This is a genomic window from Thermocatellispora tengchongensis (assembly GCF_014202315.1).
In the GTDB taxonomy this organism is placed as follows: domain Bacteria; phylum Actinomycetota; class Actinomycetes; order Streptosporangiales; family Streptosporangiaceae; genus Thermocatellispora; species Thermocatellispora tengchongensis.
This window is the reverse complement of record NZ_JACHGN010000016.1, coordinates 153,013-170,737: the sequence shown is the minus strand read 5'-3', so window position 1 is coordinate 170,737 and position 17,725 is coordinate 153,013. Positions and strand designations below refer to the sequence as shown.

The following is a 17,725-nucleotide window of genomic DNA, read 5'->3' as shown; positions in this document are numbered from 1 at the left end:
CGGGTGCGTTCCGCACCTTGTAGGGAGCGGATGGGTTGCGGTCAGGCGTTCAGGAACTGGTGGAACTGCTTGTCGAACTCCCGCGGGTCCTTGCTCAGCGATGCCTTGACCATTTCGGTGAACTCGTCGACGACCACCTCGAGCGCCTCGGTCTCGACACCGTCGAGGGTGATACGGGCGACATCGGCGGGGTCCATCTTGGGCATGTCGTAGCCCTTTGTCATGTCGGTGTCGGCCATCGCAAGATGCACTGAGGTGACGAGCGTGCCCTGACCGGCCAGTTCCTGGCGCAGCGCTTTACTCATGCTCCAGACGGCCGCCTTCGACACCGCGTAGGCGCTGCTGCCGGGGAAGACGAACCAGGACGCCGAAGAGGCCATGTTCACGATCGCGCCCCCGCCGTTCGCTGCGAGGACCGGCGCGAAGGCACGGGCCATCGACAGCGTGCCCCAGAAGTTCACGTCCAGCGCGGCACGGACCGCCTGCAGGTCACCGAGCAGGGCGCCGCCTCCGATGCCGGCATTGTTGACCAGCAGGTTCACATCGCCCGCTACGCGGGCTGCGGCCGAGACGGAGTCCGGGTCGGAGATGTCCAGGGCGAGGACCTCGACGCCGTCGAGATCGATGGACTCGGGACGACGGGCAGTCGCGTAGACCTTCGCGCCTCGCTCGACGAGCTGGGCGGCGAGGTGGCGGCCGATGCCGCGGTTGGCTCCGGTGACGAGCGCAGTCGCTCCGTGAATGTTCATAAGGCGTACGCTAGATCCTCACGTCAACGTGAGGATCAAGTCCGGACTGCACGGGAGGTGCCATGCGCATCGGAAAGGTGGCCGAACGTGCTGGAGTCAGCGTCCGTGCGCTGCGGTACTACGAAGAGCAGGGGCTCGTCATCGCCGACCGCAGCCCCAGCGGCCACCGCCGGTACCCCGAGTCTGCCGTTGAGCGGGTGAAGTTCATCCAGCTCCTCTACGCGGCCGGTCTGACCAGTAAGGCGATCCTGCAGATCCTCCCGTTCCTGGACACCCTCGTCGCGACCTCGCAGATGACACGCCGACTCACGGACGAGCGTGCCCGTATCCGGGTCAAGATCGACGCCCTGACCAGGGCGCACGATCGACTCGAAGAGCTGATCCGCCTCGCCGCCGAGTACGAGAATTCTCCAGCGACGTGCTCGGCGAGCGCGGACGTCGCCGCATCGCACACGTCACCTCCGCGGCACTGACTGCAATGCGAGAGGCTGTTCCGGCAGCGCTGGCAGGTGGACACCACAAGAACCGCTTCCCGGCCGAATTCATCCCGCCGGGACCTGGCGCCTCAACGGCGGCCGGGCCGGTGTTCAGCGGCGGCTGTCGCCCGGAACGACCATCCGCGCTACGCCGACTCCACCAGGCCCGCTAACGCGACTTCTCGTTCCGATGCTGGTCGCCCCCCGGCACATGGCAATGGCAGAGCGGGGAGCCGATCCGGCGGCTGATGGGCCGGGTGTTCGGGCTGCTGTCCTTCGGCTTCATCGCCCGGCTCGACGCCGAACGCGCCAAAGCGTTCGGCGTCGGGGTCTGGGCGCACGACCCGTTCGTGGAGGAGGGCGAGATGCGAGCGCACCAGGTGCGGCCGGTGTCGTTCGGGGAACTGGTGGAAGGCGGCGACTACCTGCTGATCCAGGCGCCGCTCACCCCGCGGACACGCCACACCTTCGACCGGGCGACGCCGCGCAGGATGAAGCCGACCGCCGTCCTCGTCAACACCGCGCCCGGCCCGATCGTGGAGGACACCGCGATCCACCAGGCCCTGGCCGAGGGGTGGACCGCGGGCGCGGCGCTGGACGACCTTGAGGAGGAGCCGGCGAAGCGACGCGGCCGGCGTCCGCGCGACCCCCTGTTCACGCTGCCCAACGTGATCATCACTCCGCACGCCGCCTACTACTCCGAGCAGGCCATCGCCACGGTGCGCCGCATCGCCGCCCAGGAGGCCGTGCGGGTCCTGACCGGGCAGCCGGCCCGTTACCCGGTCAACGAGGTGCCGGCCGGCGCCCCTGAGCCGGGAGCGCGCCCGCGACACCCGCCCTCCCGGCGTCGTCCGCCGCCTGCTCAGGGCGGTGCGGCCGATCACCCCGCCGGCGGCGGGTCCTGAGATCGGGCGGCGTGCACGGCGTCCAGGTAGGCGGTGATGGCGTCGCGGTTGCGGGTCAGGCAGGCGATGCGCGCGTCCATGCGGCGGCGTTCCTGCTCCAGCAGGGCGACGGTCTCGGGGGTGGCGTCGCAGATGACGATGGTGGGCGGGTCGTCCAGGCAGGGGAGGATCTGGCGGATGACGCGGGTGGGCAGGCCGGCGTCGAGGAGGCCGCGGATCTGCTGGACGCGTTCGACGAGGGGTTCGTCGTAGTCGCGGTAGCCGTTGCCGGTGCGGCGCGGGGTGATCAGGCCCTGCTGCTCGTAGTAGCGCAGGAGCCGGGCGGGGACGCCGGTGCGGCGGGACAGTTCGCCGATGCGCATGGCGGGGATGGGGCTCGCTTTCGGTCCGGGACGCGGGATTGACCTTGACACTAGTGTCAAGGATGGACCATCGGGCCGTGAGGAGTGTGTCTTCCCCGCCGGTGCGCGGGCGCGGTGGTTCCGATGCGGCGCTGGCGGTGTTGTCGGTGGCGCAGTTCCTGATCGCGGTCGATTTCTCGATCGTCTATGTGGCGCTGCCGGGGATCGCGCGGGACCTGGGGCTGGGGCCGGCGGCGGCACAGTGGGTGGTCAGCGCCTTCGCGGTGTTCTTCGCGGGGTTCTTGCTGGTGGGCGGACGGCTGGCCGACCGGGTGGGCGGGCGGCCGCTGTTCGTGGCGGCGGTGTGCGTGTTCGGCGGGGCCAGCGTGCTGGGCGGGCTGGCGCAGGAGGGGGTGGCGCTGCTGGCGGCCCGGGCGGCGCAGGGGGTGGGTGCGGCGTTGCTGCAGCCGGCGGTGCTGGCGTTGCTGGGTTCGCGGTTCGCGGCCGGGGCCGAGCGGGGCCGGGCGCTCGCGGTGTGGGGGGCGGTGGGCGCGGCCGGGCTGGCCGCGGGGGTGGTGCTGGGCGGCGTGCTGGGGTCGCTGTCGTGGCGGCTGACGTTCTGGGTGAACGTGCCGCTGGTGCTGGTGTGCGCGGCGGGCGGGCTGGCCTGGTTCGGCCGGGACGGCGGCGACCGCGAGGCGCGGGTGCCGCTGCTGGCGTCGGTGCTGGGCACGGGGGCGGTGCTGGCGGTGGTGGCGGCGCTGTCGGCGGGCGCGGAGGACGGCGGCGTCGGCGGGGGATACGTGCCGGCGGCGCTGGTGCTGGTGGCGGCGTTCGTGGCCCACGAGGCGCGGGGCCGGCGGGCGCTGGTGGACCGGGAGTTGCGGCGAACCGGGTCGCTGCGGCTGGGCGCGGTGGCGACCGCGCTGTACATGGCGAGCGTGGGGTCGGAGTTCTACCTGGTGACGTTGTCGCTGCAGTCGCTGCGCGGGTTCTCGGCGCTGGCGGCGGGCCTGGCGTTCCTGCCCTTGGCGGCCATCGTCACGGTGGGGAACGTGGTGGCGGGCCGGCTGGTGCGGGGCGTGCACGCGGGGGTGGTGCTGGCGGGCGGGTTCGCGCTGGCGGCGGCCGGGCTGGGCTGGCTGGCCGTCGCGGGCGGGTCGGGGTCGTACGCGGCGGGGATGCTCGGCGGGCTGCTGGTGAGCGGCTTCGCCCACGGGGTGATCTACACCGCGATGTTCGTGATCGGGACGCGGGACGTGGCCGCGGCGCGGCAGGGCACGGCGGGGGCGGTGCTGACGACGTCGCAGTACGTGTCCTCGGCGGTCGCGGTGGCCGTGCTGACGCTGGTGCTGCAGGCGGTGCCGGGCCCGGCGGGGTTCGCCGCGGCGTTCTGGGTGACGGCGGGCGCGGCGGCGGCCGGTGTGGCGGTGGGGGTGGCGGCCTGGCGGCGCGGCTGACAGCGGCGGCGGGTGTCCGGCGCGGGTCGTCAGCCGACCTTGCGGCGCAGGTGGGGGGCGGGGTCGTGGTGCAGGCGGATGGCGGCCTCGCGGATCTTGCCGGTGGCCTGGGCCAGGGCGCGCAGGGTGTCCAGGTCGAGCTGTTCGAGCACGCGGCGCAGGTTGTCCAGGCCCGCGGTGGCCAGCTCGTCGGTCAGGCGGGCGCCGGCCTCGGTGAGCTCGACGCGGCGCACCCGCCGGTCGGCGGGGTCCTCGCGGCGGGTGACCAGGCCGTGGCCGATGAGGCGATCGACGATGCCGGTGACGGTGCCCAGGCCGACGCCGAGCTCGTGCGCGAGGTCCTGACCGGAGGCCGAGCCCAGGGAGGAGAGCAGCAGGACGGTCTTGAGCTGCTGCATCGTCAGGTTGGACGCCAGCAGGGGCAGGGACCGGTCGCGGGCGAAGGCCCGGCTCAGGTCGCGCTGCATCTGGCTGATCGCCTCGATCAGCTCTTCGCGTTCGTTGGCCACTTTCACCTCTCGCCTTCCTGAGAAGGCTATCAGGATTCATGGCCAGGCCAAATATTCGTAACGCGCGAAGTGTTAGTGTGGGACGAAATGACAGTTGATCGCCATCTCGTATCCCTTTGAGGAGCCCGCCCCCGTGACCGTCCTGGCAAGGTTGAGCCTAGCCAACCGCAGCCTCGTGATAATGATCGCGGCAGTGCTCTGCGCCTTCGGCGCCTACGCGATCCCCGCGCTGAACCAGCAGTTGCTGCCCTCGCTGACCTTCCCCGGGGCCTTCGTGGTGGCCGCCTATCCCGGCGCCTCCCCCGAGATCGTCGAGGAGCAGGTCACCGAGCCGATCGAGAACAGCTTCCAGGGGCTTGAGGGCGTCACCGAGACGACCTCGACCTCGCGGGAGGGGTCGGCCAGCATCCAGGTCGCCTTCGAGTACGGCACCGACATCGACGCCGCCATCGCCGACATGCAGCAGGCGGTCTCGCGGATCGAGGCCCAGCTTCCCGAGGACGTGGACCCGCAGATCGTGGCGGGCAACACCGACGACCTGCCGGTGATGGTGCTGGCCGTGGCCGACGGCGGCGACGCCCGCGCCATGGCCGAGAGGATCGAACGGGTCATGGTGCCGGAGCTGCAGGCCGTGGAGGGGGTGCGCACGGCCGAGGTGACCGGGGCCCGCGAGGATCAGGTGGTCATCACCCCCGACCAGGGCAAGCTCGCCCGCAACGGGCTGAGCGTGACCGCGATCACCGACGCGCTGCGCGCCAACGGCACCCCGATCCCGGCCGGCAGCCTGACCGAGGACTCCCGCACCATGACCGTCCAGGTCGGGACCCGCATCGCCGACCTTGAGGACCTGAAGGACCTCTACCTCACCCCGGCGGCCCCGGCCGCGCCGACCGGCGCCCAGCAGCAGCAGGCGCGCGCCGCGCAGGGCCAGGCCCAGGCGCCCGGCAGCAGGCAGCAGCCCGCCGCGCCCAAGCCGGTGCGGCTGGGCGACGTGGCCGACGTCGAGCGCGTCCCGGCCGAGGCCACCTCGCTGACCCGCACCAACGGGGAGGCGAGCCTGGGCGTGTCGATCACGATGAAGCCCGACGGGAACGCGGTGGCGATCTCCCACGCCGTCCGGGACAAGATCGGCGACATGGTGCGGGCGCTGGGCGACGCCGCGGCGATCACCGTGGTGTTCGACCAGGCCCCCTACGTCGAGCGCTCCATCGAGGACCTGACCACCGAGGGCCTGCTCGGGCTGACCTTCGCGGTGGTGGTCATCTTGGTCTTCCTGCTGTCGGTGCGCTCCACGCTGGTCACCGCGGTGTCGATCCCGCTGTCGGTGGTGATCGCGCTGATCGCGCTGTGGCTGGGCGACTACTCGCTGAACCTGCTCACCCTGGGCGCGCTGACCATCGCCGTGGGCCGGGTGGTGGACGACTCGATCGTGGTGCTGGAGAACATCAAACGCCACCTGGGCTACGGCGAGCCCAAACGCAAGGCGATCATGTCGGGGGTGCGCGAGGTGAGCGGCGCGGTCACCGCCTCGACGCTGACCACGGTGGCGGTGTTCCTGCCGATCGCGGTGGTGGGCGGCATGGTCGGGGAGCTGTTCGCCCCGTTCGCGGTGACCGTCACCGTGGCGCTGCTGGCCTCGCTGCTGGTGTCGCTGACCGTGGTGCCGATCCTGGCGTACTGGTTCCTCAAGGCGCCGCTGCTGTCGCCGGAGGAGGCGCGCGCGGTGCGGGAGGCGGCCGAGGCCAAGGAACTGCGCAGCCCGATGCAGCGCATGTACCTGCCGGTGCTGCGCTTCGCCACCCGCCGCCGCCTGATCACCGTGCTCGCCGGCCTGGTCATCTTCGTGGGCACGATGGGCCTGGCGGGCAACCTGCAGACCAACTTCATCGACTCCTCCGGGCAGGACACCATCTCCGTCAGCCAGCGCATGCCGGTCGGGACGGACCTGGAGACCACCGACGAGGCGGCCAAGAAGGTGGAACAGGTGCTGGCCGGCCTGGACGGCGTGGAGTCCTACCAGGCCACCGTGGGCGGCGGCGACGGCGCGTTCGGGTTCGGCGGCGGCGGCGCCGACCGCGCCTCCTTCTCCGTCACCGTCAAGGAAGAGGCCGACGCCGAGGCCGTGCAGAACGAGCTGCGCGAGCAGGTCTCGCGGCTGCGGGACGTCGGCGAGGTCACCGTCGGCGGGCAGGAGGGCGGCGGCTTCGCCTCCGACCAGGTGCAGGTCATCGTCCAGGCGCCCGACACCGACACCCTGGCCACCGCCGCCGAGACCGTGCGCACCGCCATGACGCAGGTGAACGGCCTGCGCGATGTGACCTCCAACCTGGAGGCCAGCGCGCCGCGCATCGAGGTCAAGGTGGACCGGGAGGAGGCGGCCGCGCGCGGGCTGAGCGAGCAGGCCATCGGCCAGGCGGTCGCGCAGGCCTTCCGCGGCGCCCCCCTCGGGCAGATCACCCTGGACGGCACCGCGCAGGACATGGTGCTGCGCGGCGGCGACGCCCCCGAGGACGTCAAGGCCGTGCGGGAGCTGGAACTGCCCACCGCGGCCGGCATGATCGAGCTGGACGACGTCGCCGACGTCGAGGAGGTCAAGGGCCCCACCCAGGTCACCAGGATCGACGGCGAGCGCAGCGCCACCGTCTCGGGCACCGCCACCGCCGCCGACCTGGGCTCGACCACCGCGGAGCTGACCCGCAAGCTGGACGGGCTGACCCTGCCGGCCGGCGCCACGTACACCGTCGGCGGTGTCAGCGCCGACCAGGCCGAGGCGTTCGCCGACCTGGGCGTGGCGATGCTGGCCGCCATCGCCATCGTGTTCATGATCATGGTGGCGACGTTCCGCAGCTTCGTGCAGCCGCTGATCCTGCTGGTGTCGGTGCCGTTCGCCGCGACCGGCGCGATCGGCCTGCTGCTGGCCACCGACACCCCGCTGGGCGTGCCGGCGCTGATCGGCATGCTGATGCTCATCGGCATCGTGGTGACCAACGCCATCGTGCTCATCGACCTGATCAACCAGTACCGCGCACAGGGCATGGGCATCACCGAGGCGGTCATCGAAGGCGGGCGGCGCCGGCTGCGCCCGATCCTGATGACGGCCGTCGCCACGATCTGCGCGCTGATCCCGATGGCGCTGGGCCTGACCGGATCGGGCGGGTTCATCTCCCAGCCGCTGGCGATCGTGGTGATCGGCGGGCTGATCTCCTCCACGCTGCTCACCCTGGTGCTGGTGCCCACCCTGTACACCATGGTCGAGCGCACCAAGGAGCGGCTGCGCCGCAAGCCCAAAAGCGGCGGCGAGCCGGAGGTGAAGGTCGTCGGCGAGCAGGCGCTGTCACCCTCCACCACCTGACCCCCCTGGGTGAGGCGATCGACCCGTAAGGGGGCCCGGCCGCACGGCCGGGCCCCCTTACGGCGTCCGGGCGCGGCGGCGGCGATAGACTGCGGCAACGTGACCGCCAAGCCGCGCATTCCCAACGTCCTGGCCAGCCGATACGCCTCGCCCGAGCTGGCCCGCCTGTGGTCGCCGGAGCACAAGGTGATCGCCGAGCGCCGGCTGTGGCTGGCCGTGCTGCGCGCCCAGGCCGACCTGGGCGTGGCCGTGCCCGCCGAGGCGATCGGCGACTACGAGAAGGTCGTCGAGCAGGTCGACCTGGCCTCCATCGCCGCGCGTGAGCGCGTCACCCGCCACGACGTCAAGGCCCGCATCGAGGAGTTCAACGCCCTGGCCGGGCACGAGCACGTGCACAAGGGCATGACCTCGCGCGACCTGACCGAGAACGTCGAGCAGTTGCAGATCCGCGACAGCCTGCTGCTGGTGCGCGACCGGGTGGTGGCGCTGCTGGCCCGCCTGGCCGAACGCGCCGCCGAGCACGCCCTGACCGTGATGGCCGGCCGCTCCCACAACGTCGCCGCCCAGGCCACCACCCTGGGCAAGCGGTTCGCCACCGCCGCGGAGGAACTGCTGGCCGCCCACGCCCGGCTGGAGGACCTCATCGCCCGCTACCCGCTGCGCGGCGTCAAGGGCCCGGTCGGCACCGCCCAGGACATGCTCGACCTGCTGGGCGGCGACCAGGCCGCCCTGGCCGAGCTGGAGGACCGGGTGGCCGCCCATCTGGGGTTCTCCCGCCGCCTGTCCAGCGTCGGCCAGGTCTACCCGCGCTCACTGGACTACGAGGTGGTCACCACGCTGGTCCAGCTCGCCGCCGCCCCCTCCAGCCTGGCGCTGACGATCCGGCTCATGGCCGGCCACGAGCTGGTCACCGAGGGGTTCAAGGAAGGCCAGGTCGGCTCCTCGGCCATGCCGCACAAGATGAACACCCGCTCCTGCGAACGCGTCAACGGCCTGGCGGTGGTGCTGCGCGGCTATGCGGCCATGACCGGCGAGCTGGCCGGCGACCAGTGGAACGAGGGCGACGTGTCGTGCTCGGTGGTGCGCCGGGTCGCCCTGCCCGACGCCTTCTTCGCCTTCGACGGCCTGGCGGAGACGATGCTGACCGTGCTGGGCGAGTTCGGCGCCTTCCCGGCCGTCATCGCCGCCGAACTGGACCGCTACCTGCCGTTCCTGGCCACCACCAAGATGCTCATGGCCGCGGTGCGCGCGGGCGTGGGCCGCGAGAGCGCCCACGAGCTGATCAAGCAGCACGCCGTGGCGTCGGCGCTGCGGATGCGCGCCGACGGCGGCGCCAACCCGCTGCTGGAGCGCCTGGCCGCCGATGAGCGCTTCCCGCTCGGCCGCGCCGAACTGGACGCGCTGCTGGCCGACCGGGTCACCTTCACCGGTGCCGCCGCCGCCCAGGTCGGCGACGTGGTGGCGCGGGTGCGCGAGATCGCCGCACGCCACCCCGAGGCCGCCGCCTACCGTCCCGGCGCGATCCTGTAACCCCGTGCCGCCCGCCCCGATCACCCCGATCGCCACCCTGGCGGAACTGGAGGAGGCCTGCGGCGGCGAGGAGATCGTCCTTTGGACCGCGCAGGACCTGCGGCCCGGCGTGCGCGCCTGGCGGTGCGGCGCCGCGGTCGCCGTGGCCGCCCCCGGCGTGTGCGCCCGCGACCGCATCGCCGTCCACACCGCCCCCGCCAACAGCGCACAGGCACAGGCACAGGCGGAGGCCGAGGCGGCCCGGCTGGCGCGGCACGCCGCCGCCGAATGCGGCCCCACCTACCGCCTGTTCGGCGAGGCCGGCCTGATCACCCGCCTGGCCGGCCCCGAACGCCCGGCCACGGTGTTCTCCTGGATGAGCACCCGCACCCCGCCGCCCCGCCCCGCCGGCGCCCACTGGCTGGAGCCGGCCCTGGACACGCAGGTCGCCGCGCTGCTGGCCGACCACCACCCCGGCTCCTACGCCACCCCCGGCATGCCCGGAGTGCACCGCTGGGCCGGCGCCCGCCACGACGGCGCGCTGGCCGCGGTCGCCGCCGACGCCTGGTCCACCCGCGCCACCGGCTTCCTGGCCGGCGTCGCCACCGCCGCGCACGCCCGCGGCCACGGGCTGGCGCGGCGGGTGTGCGCGTTCGTCACCGCCGAACTGCTCACCACCCGCCGGTCGGTGGCGCTGATGGTCGACGACTGGAACACCGCCGCCATCGCCGTGTACGAACACCTGGGCTACACCGCCCGCCCCGTCGCCTCCGCCCCGCCGCCGGAGACGTGAACACCGGCCGGGCGGAAAACCTGATGCGCGACGGCCGCCCGGAAGGCAATGTTAAGGCAATGATGTCCGGTTTCGTGCCCGGGTTGGAGTTGTCGCGGGACTTCTACACCCAGATCGTGCGCCCGCTACTGGCCGACGTGCCGCACAGCGCGGCCCTGATCGGCCCGGGATCGGACGTGCTGGCCTGCGACACCCCCCGCTCCACCGACCACGACTGGGGGCCGCGGGTCCTGGTGTTCGTGCCCCGGGACGCGCCCGCGGGGATCGAGGAGGCCATCGCCCCCCGCCTGCCGGCCGCCTTCCGCGGCCACCGCACCGTCTTCGGCTCCGACGCCGACCCGCCACGCCACGGCGTGCGCGTCCACCACGCCCCCGACTGGCTGCGCGACCGGCTCGGATTCGACCCGCTGGCCCGGCCCGCCACCCCCCTGGACTGGCTGGCCGCCCCCTGGCAGCACCTGGCCGAGATCACCGGCGGCGAGGTCTTCCACGACGGGCTGGGCGTGCTGGAACACGCCCGCGCCGCCCTGCGCTGGTACCCCGCCGACGTCTGGCGATACGTGCTGGCCTGCCAGTGGGCCCGCATCGCCCGGCAGGAGAGCTTCCCCGGCCGCAGCGGCGAGGCCGGCGACGACCTCGGCTCGGCCGTCATCACCGCCCGCCTCGCCGGCGACGTGATGCGCCTGGCACTGCTCATGCGCCGCCGCTACCCGCCCTACGCCAAATGGCTCGGCACCGCCTTCACCCGCCTGCCCGGCACCGCCGAACTCGGCGACGCGCTCGCGGCCGCCGTGGCGGCGGGGGAGTGGCGCCAACGCCAGCGCCACCTGGCCGCCGCCTACGAGCGGGTGGCCGCCCTGCACAACCGGCTGGCCCTGACCGGCCCGCTGCAGACCACCGCCCGCCCGTACTCCACCCGGCCCTTCCCCGTCATCGACGCCGGCCGCTTCGCCGCCGCACTGCTGGAGACGATCACCGACCCGCGGGTGCGGGCCCTGGCCCCGGCAGGATCGATCGACCAGTTGTGCGACCCGGCCGCCCTGCCGGGGCCGGAGGCGCGGCGCGCCGTCACCGCCGCCGCGCTGCACCCCTGACGCCCTACCCGCGCGCCTCGGCCCGCTCGGCGTTGGCGTGGATCGCCTCACGGATGTAGGCGGCCAGGCCCGGCGCCTGCGAGTCGTAGGCCGCGGTGAACCGCGGATCGGACACATACAGATCGCCCAGGCCGCGGTGGATGTCGTAGGTGCACTCATAACACCAGCGGGTGATGTGCGCCCGGTGCTGCTCGGCCAGCTCCATCGCCCGCTCCCCGCCGGCCGGCTCGCCGTCGGCCAGGGCCTTGAGGAAACCGTCCACCACCAGCGCACCCTCGTCCTTGAAGCGCACCCAGTCCTGGCCGGTCATCGAGCCCATCCGCCGCTGGGACTCCTGCCAGGCCGCGCTGCCGCCCCAGCGCCGCTCGGCCTCCGCGGCGTGATCCTCCGGGCGGAACTCGCCGAAAACCTCAAGCCGCTCGCGCGGCGTCAACTTGATGTCCATCGTGTGCGCCTCCAGCGCCGTGTCCACAGCCGCGACCATGGCCTCCAGCCGCCGGATGCGCATCGACAGCAGCTCGCGCTGCCGCCGCAGATGCGTCACCGTGCCGGCGGACGGATCGGCCAGGATCGCGGATATCTCCTCCAAGGGAAAGCCGAGCTCGCGGTAGAACAGCACCTGCTGCAGGCGCTCGACGTCCTCATCGCCGTAGCGGCGATAACCGGCGCGCGTGCGCCCGCCCGGCCGTACCAGCCCGATCTCGTCGTAGTGGTGCAGCGTGCGCACGCTGACCCCGGCCAGCTTGGCCACCTCACCGACCGACAGGCTCACCGCGGCCACCCCTTTCCTCGCTTACGTGGACCAGCCTGCGGCCTCACGTTACGTCAGGCTCAACCCCTTTTCCCGGGACGGCCCGAACCGGCCCGCACGGCACGCCACCCGGTAGCACCCGCCGCCCCCCGACCCGCCGGGCCAAAACCAGTGGACCCCGCCACAGCCGTCCCATAGCCTGGTCGGCATGAACCACGCGCTGTGCAACGCCGCCCTCTGGGTGGGCATGGTCATCCGGCCTCGCGCCACCCGGGCCCTGGCCCGGTAGGACGCGCAGCCTCCTCCAGCGCCACGCGCGGCACCACGCACATCCCGCACGCCGCGCCCGTCATCACCGCGCTGCCGAAACCTTCACGGCTGCACCGTAACCACGGCACCCCGGCGGACCCACCAACAGGCCGCCCGGCCGTCCTGCACGCGTGCCCAGGGCCTCCGAGACAACACCCGCACCTCCTCTCGGACCCGAAGGGCGAAACACCGTGGCGCGCTCCAACGCACACAACGACCAGCCGCACCAGCGCACCGGCCGCACCCCGCGCCGGCCCCGCACCGACCGCGACCACGCCAGGCGCACCCTGTCGCAGAACTTCCTCACCGACCCCCACGAGATCGCCCGCATCCTGCACGCCGCACGGCCACGCCCCGGCACCCTCATCCTCGAACCCGGAGCAGGCGAAGGCAGCCTCACCCGCGCCCTGGCCCGCCGCGCCGGCAAGGTCATCGCCTACGAACTCGACCCCCGCCTCGCCGACCGCCTGGCCCACGCCACCCGCGACGACGACCGCATCCACATCGTCCGCGCCGACTTCACCACCGCACACCCACCCCGCCACCCCTTCGCCGTCGTCGGCAACATCCCCTACTCCGCCACCGCACGCATCGTCCGATGGTGCCTGCAGGCCCCCACCCTCACCTCCGCCACCCTCGTCACCCAGCTCGAATACGCCCGCAAACGCACCGGCGACTACGGCCGCTGGACCCGCCTGACCGTCACCACCTGGCCCCGCCACACCTGGCACCTGCACGGCCGCATCGACCGCCACAGCTTCCGCCCCATCCCCAAGGTCGACTCCGCCATCCTGCGCATCCAACGCCGCCCCGCCGACCTGCTCCCGCCCGCCGCCCTGCGCGGCTACCACGACCTGGTCGCACTCGGCTTCACCGGCACCGGCGGCACCCTGCGCGCCTCACTCACCCGCCGCTACCCCGCCCGCCGCGTGGACGCCGCCTTCCGCGCGGCCGGCCTCGACCCCGCCACCGTCGTCGCCTACGTCCACCCCGACCAGTGGCTCACCCTCTACCACCACCTCACCACCTGACCACCCCACCAGCCGGCCCGGCGGGGACTCCCGCCGGGCCGGCTACTCCCGCAGCAGCGGATGCGCCCGCATCGCCACCTCAAGCTCACCCGGCAACTCATCCCGATACCGCCCCAACGTCGCCAGATCGCTGTGCCCCAGCACCCGCCGCACCGCATCCATGTCCACCGCATCGGCGAGAAGATGCGTCGCCGTCGTATGCCGCAACCCATGCGGCGTCACCGACCGCCGCCGCGCCGGATCCACCCGCCGCAACACCCGATCGATCACCGCCTGCACATCACCCCGCGCCAGCCGCCGCCCCCGCCACGACAACAGCAACGCCTTCTCCCCATCGCCCCCCGCCGCGGGCACCCCCCGCCCCTCGGCCAGGTACACATCCAGCACCCGCGCCACGTCCCCCGGCAACGGCACATCCCGCGTGCGACCCCCCTTACCGAAGATCCGCCAATACCGCACCCCGTCATTGGTGTAGAAATCCTCCACATTCGCCCGCACCAGCTCCGACACCCGCGGCCCCACCGTCGCCAGCAACAACACGATCAACCCATCCCGCAACCCCGTACGCTGATCCCGCCGCCGCCCCGCCTCCACCCCCGCACCGTCACCGGCAAGACCCCGAGCCGCCCCGATCAACCCCTGCGCCTGCTCCCTGGTCAACGCCCGCCGCTCCGGCCGCAACCCACCCCGCTCCCGCGCCGTCACCGTCGCCGCCGTCATCGGATTCACCTGCACCCACCCCGCGAGCACCGCATGCTTGAACAACGCCGACACCGACCGCCGGAACCGCGCCTGCGAAGCCGCACTCTGCCGCGCCCCACCCCCCTCATCCCCGTCCGCCCCACCGGCCCGCCGCCCATCCGGCTTACGCGCGAACGCCAGCAAAACCGCATCCACATCCGCGCCGTCCAGATCATCCAGCACCCGATCCGCACCCGCCAGCGCCACGAACGTCGCCACATCCCGCGCATACACCTCGGCCGTCGCGGGGGAGAGGGCACCCGTCAACGTCCGGGCCCGGACCAGCTCCACATAACGATCGGCCGCCTCCACCACCGTGAGGCGATTCAGCTCCGCAGGCCGCATGATCTCAGGGGAGTCCTTTCTCGATCATCACGCCCCACGAACCTACCCGCCCCCACCGACAATCCCACCGCCGAAGCCGGGGGAACGGCGACACCCCGGACACGGGACCACACACCCCTCAAGGCCGCCATGTCCCTGACCCGCTGCGAGGACACGCGAGGCAGAGCGGCGGCGGCCATCGCGCTCGCCGCGCAGGCCGGGACGACCTTCCATACCGCCGCCCGGCAGCACCGGCCAAACGACCGCGAGTGCCCGTCGCACCACGCGCCCTGCCGAATCCGGCACTCGCCACCCGCGACGGCCACGCAGATGGCCGCCGGGTGGGGGAGAGGCATCGCGTCCAGATACCGCCCGTGAGCCATCGGCGACCGGCCGCCGGGCTTGTTTGGAGGCGGCGACGTCGTATATGGCCGTGAGACGGCCGCAGGCGTCGGAATCGAGGCCCACCGCGTCGATCACACGGCACGATCCGCTGGACACACACCCGGCCCCACATGGATCTCACACTCGCGCCAGGGCCGGCGCAAGCGCTCCAGCGCCGAATTCACACGATCCGCTCGCGCTGCTGGAGACAGGCGGGGCACCGCGCCACCCGAGTGAAACGGCCACCACGAGGCCACACGTCGCCTTCATGCGACCCCACGTCGCCCAAGGCGAAGCAGGTCACCCTCTCATACCGAGCCGCCACACGCCCCGATACACGCGCCGCGGGCTACCGGCGTGTGGTGGCACCCCAAGCGGAACGGCTCGGGCCGCGTGCCCTTCTGCACGACCCGGCACCGCGGCGCACCCTGGCGGGCACCCCGCTACCTCGCAGCTCGCCGGTGAGGAACTCCTGGCGGACGTCGCAGGCGCGACCGTCCGGCGAGCTCAGCCGGCACCAGGCCGCGGCCGAGCCGCTTGCGCTCGTGGACCACCAGGCTGACCGCGACGCCGGAGGGACACAGCTCACGGGCCAGGGTGACGGCACGCTCGAGTTCGAGGCGTCGGCGGTGGCGCGGGCGGAGATCTTCTCGGAGAAGACTCGATGGAAAGCCTGCTCGCCCTGCACGCCGAAGCGGTGCGGGCGGGCAGCACCCTGGTCACCGGCGCCGGATTCGGTGTGCTGGCCACCGAGGCGCTGGTGGCGAAGCTGCGCGACGGGCGGCCCACGCCGCACCGGCGCCTGGTCACCGGCAGCCGCCCTCGGGCCCGACAACCGCAGGCGGCACCTTCGTGCTGAACCGAACAGCGCCGATGCCCGCCGACTGAGAGCAACCGGTGCGCTCACGACCGGGAAACGCCGTGGTAGTGCGGCAGGTCCAGCGGTGGCACAGGGAAGCCGCCGGCCGCCCGCTCGTCGGACGGTTCCTCCGGCTCGGCCTCCACCTGTGCCCCCAGGGCCTCCCTGCGCCGCTGGGCGACCGTGTCGAACCGCATCCACACGGCCAGCACGCCGATCACGATGATCACGCCGAGCCCGATCCCCAGCATCCTGTCGCCCTCGTTGACCACCACGTTGCGCACCGCGGCCACCAGCAGAATCCAGGCCAGGCTGACCGGGATCAGCACCTTCCACCCCAGCGACATCAACTGGTCGTAGCGTACGCGCGGCAGCGAAGCCCGCACCCACACGATGAAAGCGAAGGTCAGCACGAACTTGAGGAAGAACCACAACACCGGCCACCAGCCCTGGCCGGCGCCCTCCCACAACGAGACCGGGAACGGCGCCCGCCAGCCGCCCAAGAACAGCGTGACGGCGACACCGGCGGCGGTGAAGGTGTGCAGGTACTCGCCCATCATGATCAGAGCGAACTTCAGCGACGAGGAGTACTCCGTCTGGAACCCCCCGACCAGCTCACCCTCACCCTCCGGCAGATCGAACGGAATACGTGCGGCCTCACCGAACATGCAGACCACGTAGACCAGGAACGACGGGATCAGCAACACCGCGAACCAGACCTGCTCCTGCGCCCTGACGATCTCCGACGTCGACAGCGTCCCGGCGAACAGGAACACGGCCACGAACGACAGCCCCATCGCGATCTCGTAGGAGACCACCTGAGCCGCCGAACGCAGACCACCGAGCAGCGCGTACGGCGAGCGCGACGACCACCCCGCCAGCACCACCCCATAAACCGACACCGCGCCCATGGCCAGCACGAACAGCACCGCCACCGGCAGATCCACCAACTGCAGCGGCGTCCGCACACCGAACAGCTCCACGACCGGCCCGAACGGCACCACGGAGAAGGCCAGGAACGCCGGCACCACCATGATCACCGGCGCCAGCAGGTAGAGCACCCGATCCACCGCACTCGGGAGGATGTCCTCCTTCAACCCCATCTTCACCGCGTCGGCGACCGACTGCAGCAGACCGAACCTGCCCGCCCGGTTGGGCCCGTAACGGTCCTGCATCCGCGAGATCAGCTTGCGCTCGAACCAGACCCCGAACATGACCCCCAGCGCCAGAAAAAGGAACAGCATCACCGCCTTCACCACGATGATCCACAACGGGTCCTCGCCGAAGTCGGCGAGCGTGGGATCGGCCGCGAGAACCCCAGCCATGACGTGACGCCCCTTCCTCTCCTCCGGCACTGGTTAGCTCCCGGAGCGGAAGGTCACGCTAGTGCGTGAGCCGATCGGCGTATTGCACGAATGCGAACAACTGCTTCGGCGTCATCTGCGCCATCGCCCGGACCTCACGGGTGAGATGCGGCTGGTCGGCGAACCCGCAGCCGACCGCCTCCTCCAGCCTGGCCGAGGGCCGTCGCCACACGTCCACGATCCGCTGGAATCGAGCGATCCGGGCCACCGTCTTGGGCGACAAACCCACCACCCGGCGGAACCCGAGCTCGACATAACGACGGCTCACGCCCAGCTCACCGGCGAGGGACCCGATGGTGCGCGGACCGGCCGGCCCCTGCAGCCGCCACCAGGCATGCGAGATCAGGCCATCGTCACCCGCGCCGGGGCGCAGCCACGCCGTCAACAACTCCTCCAGCAGCCCGAAGCGATCCGCCCAGCTCACCGGATCGATCAGCCGGTCGGTCAGCTCCACGGCACGGGCGCCGAGAAGGTCCTCCAGACGCACGGTCGTGCCCGCCACCTCGCGTATGGGCGCCCCCGTCAACGCCGCCATCCCGGCCGGAGTGAGCCCGACCGCCACCCCGTGACGCCACGGCGTATGAACCGAGAACGCCGCAGTGGCCCGGGGACCGGTGACGATCGGCCCCATGCCCGTGAAGTCGATGATCAAAGTGGCCACGTTGAGCGGCAGCATCCGGCTCGGCTGGGCGGGATCTCCCGCCCGGGTGCGAAACCCGGCCCACCCCAGCACGTACGGACGCAGGCGCGGCGGCGCGAGACGCGGGATCATCT

15 protein-coding genes and 1 pseudogene are annotated in these 17,725 nt (G+C 72.4%); 9 read left to right on the top strand and 7 right to left on the bottom strand.

Annotated features, from left to right (window positions below):
- Positions 1-41: 41 nt before the first annotated feature.
- Positions 42-749, bottom strand: coding sequence for an SDR family oxidoreductase (locus tag HNP84_RS33225; RefSeq protein WP_185053896.1), 708 nt, complete (start codon positions 747-749; stop codon positions 42-44).
- A gap of 62 nt (positions 750-811) precedes the next feature.
- On the opposite strand from HNP84_RS33225, the gene HNP84_RS33220 reads away from it, so the two are divergent.
- On the top strand, positions 812-1,222 hold the full coding sequence (locus tag HNP84_RS33220; protein ID WP_185053895.1) for a MerR family transcriptional regulator: 411 nt from the start codon (positions 812-814) through the stop codon (positions 1,220-1,222).
- A gap of 221 nt (positions 1,223-1,443) precedes the next feature.
- Positions 1,444-2,130, top strand: a pseudogene (locus HNP84_RS33215) (NAD(P)-dependent oxidoreductase); the annotation flags it as partial.
- Here the strand turns inward: HNP84_RS33215 and HNP84_RS33210 are convergent.
- Positions 2,106-2,492 (bottom strand): MerR family transcriptional regulator, encoded by a 387-nt coding sequence (locus tag HNP84_RS33210; protein WP_185053893.1) that lies wholly within the window; start codon positions 2,490-2,492, stop codon positions 2,106-2,108. The pseudogene HNP84_RS33215 and the gene HNP84_RS33210 overlap by 25 nt on opposite strands.
- A 77-nt stretch (positions 2,493-2,569) precedes the next feature.
- Here HNP84_RS33210 and HNP84_RS33205 point away from each other — a divergent pair, with 77 nt between their 5' ends.
- Positions 2,570-3,931 carry an MFS transporter gene (locus HNP84_RS33205; RefSeq protein WP_312926344.1) on the top strand — a complete coding sequence of 454 codons (1,362 nt, stop codon included), beginning with the start codon at positions 2,570-2,572 and terminating at the stop codon, positions 3,929-3,931.
- A 29-nt stretch (positions 3,932-3,960) separates the two neighbouring features.
- Here HNP84_RS33205 and HNP84_RS33200 read toward each other — a convergent pair whose 3' ends face one another.
- Entirely contained in the window at positions 3,961-4,446 is a 486-nt protein-coding gene (locus HNP84_RS33200; protein WP_185053891.1) for a MarR family winged helix-turn-helix transcriptional regulator, read from the bottom strand.
- A gap of 127 nt (positions 4,447-4,573) precedes the next feature.
- Between HNP84_RS33200 and HNP84_RS33195 the strand changes: the two genes are divergently transcribed.
- The 4 genes from HNP84_RS33195 (at position 4,574) to HNP84_RS33180 (ending at position 11,188) form a co-directional block, all read left to right on the top strand.
- On the top strand, positions 4,574-7,792 hold the full coding sequence (locus HNP84_RS33195) for an efflux RND transporter permease subunit (protein ID WP_185053890.1): 3,219 nt from the start codon (positions 4,574-4,576) through the stop codon (positions 7,790-7,792).
- Positions 7,793-7,891: 99 nt separating this feature from the next.
- Positions 7,892-9,322: an adenylosuccinate lyase gene (purB, locus tag HNP84_RS33190; protein ID WP_185053889.1), complete on the top strand. Its 1,431-nt coding sequence runs from the start codon at positions 7,892-7,894 to the stop codon at positions 9,320-9,322.
- A 4-nt stretch (positions 9,323-9,326) separates the two neighbouring features.
- Positions 9,327-10,094: a GNAT family N-acetyltransferase gene (locus tag HNP84_RS56355; protein WP_221337063.1), complete on the top strand. Its 768-nt coding sequence runs from the start codon at positions 9,327-9,329 to the stop codon at positions 10,092-10,094.
- A 59-nt stretch (positions 10,095-10,153) separates the two neighbouring features.
- Positions 10,154-11,188, top strand: coding sequence for a DUF4037 domain-containing protein (locus HNP84_RS33180; RefSeq protein ID WP_221337062.1), 1,035 nt, complete (start codon positions 10,154-10,156; stop codon positions 11,186-11,188).
- Between the two features lie 4 nt (positions 11,189-11,192).
- Here the strand turns inward: HNP84_RS33180 and HNP84_RS33175 are convergent, their stop codons facing one another.
- Complete coding sequence (locus tag HNP84_RS33175) at positions 11,193-11,960, bottom strand: MerR family transcriptional regulator (RefSeq protein ID WP_185053888.1); 768 nt, start codon at positions 11,958-11,960, stop codon at positions 11,193-11,195.
- Between the two features lie 575 nt (positions 11,961-12,535).
- Between HNP84_RS33175 and erm the strand changes: the two genes are divergently transcribed.
- On the top strand, positions 12,536-13,279 hold the full coding sequence (gene erm / locus HNP84_RS33170) for an ErmE/ErmH/ErmO/ErmR family 23S rRNA (adenine(2058)-N(6))-methyltransferase (protein WP_221337093.1): 744 nt from the start codon (positions 12,536-12,538) through the stop codon (positions 13,277-13,279).
- Between the two features lie 42 nt (positions 13,280-13,321).
- Here the strand turns inward: erm and HNP84_RS55415 are convergent, their stop codons facing one another.
- A complete protein-coding gene (locus tag HNP84_RS55415) occupies positions 13,322-14,365 on the bottom strand; it encodes a tyrosine-type recombinase/integrase (RefSeq protein WP_185053886.1) in 1,044 nt (347 codons plus the stop codon).
- A 1,027-nt stretch (positions 14,366-15,392) separates the two neighbouring features.
- Between HNP84_RS55415 and HNP84_RS33160 the strand changes: the two genes are divergently transcribed.
- Positions 15,393-15,587, top strand: coding sequence for a hypothetical protein (locus tag HNP84_RS33160; protein ID WP_185053885.1), 195 nt, complete (start codon positions 15,393-15,395; stop codon positions 15,585-15,587).
- 44 nt (positions 15,588-15,631) lie between these two features.
- Here HNP84_RS33160 and nuoH read toward each other — a convergent pair whose 3' ends face one another.
- Positions 15,632-16,912: an NADH-quinone oxidoreductase subunit NuoH gene (nuoH, locus tag HNP84_RS33155; RefSeq protein WP_185053884.1), complete on the bottom strand. Its 1,281-nt coding sequence runs from the start codon at positions 16,910-16,912 to the stop codon at positions 15,632-15,634.
- A 58-nt stretch (positions 16,913-16,970) separates the two neighbouring features.
- Complete coding sequence (locus HNP84_RS33150; RefSeq protein WP_185053883.1) at positions 16,971-17,627, bottom strand: helix-turn-helix domain-containing protein; 657 nt, start codon at positions 17,625-17,627, stop codon at positions 16,971-16,973.
- Positions 17,628-17,725: the final 98 nt, after the last annotated feature.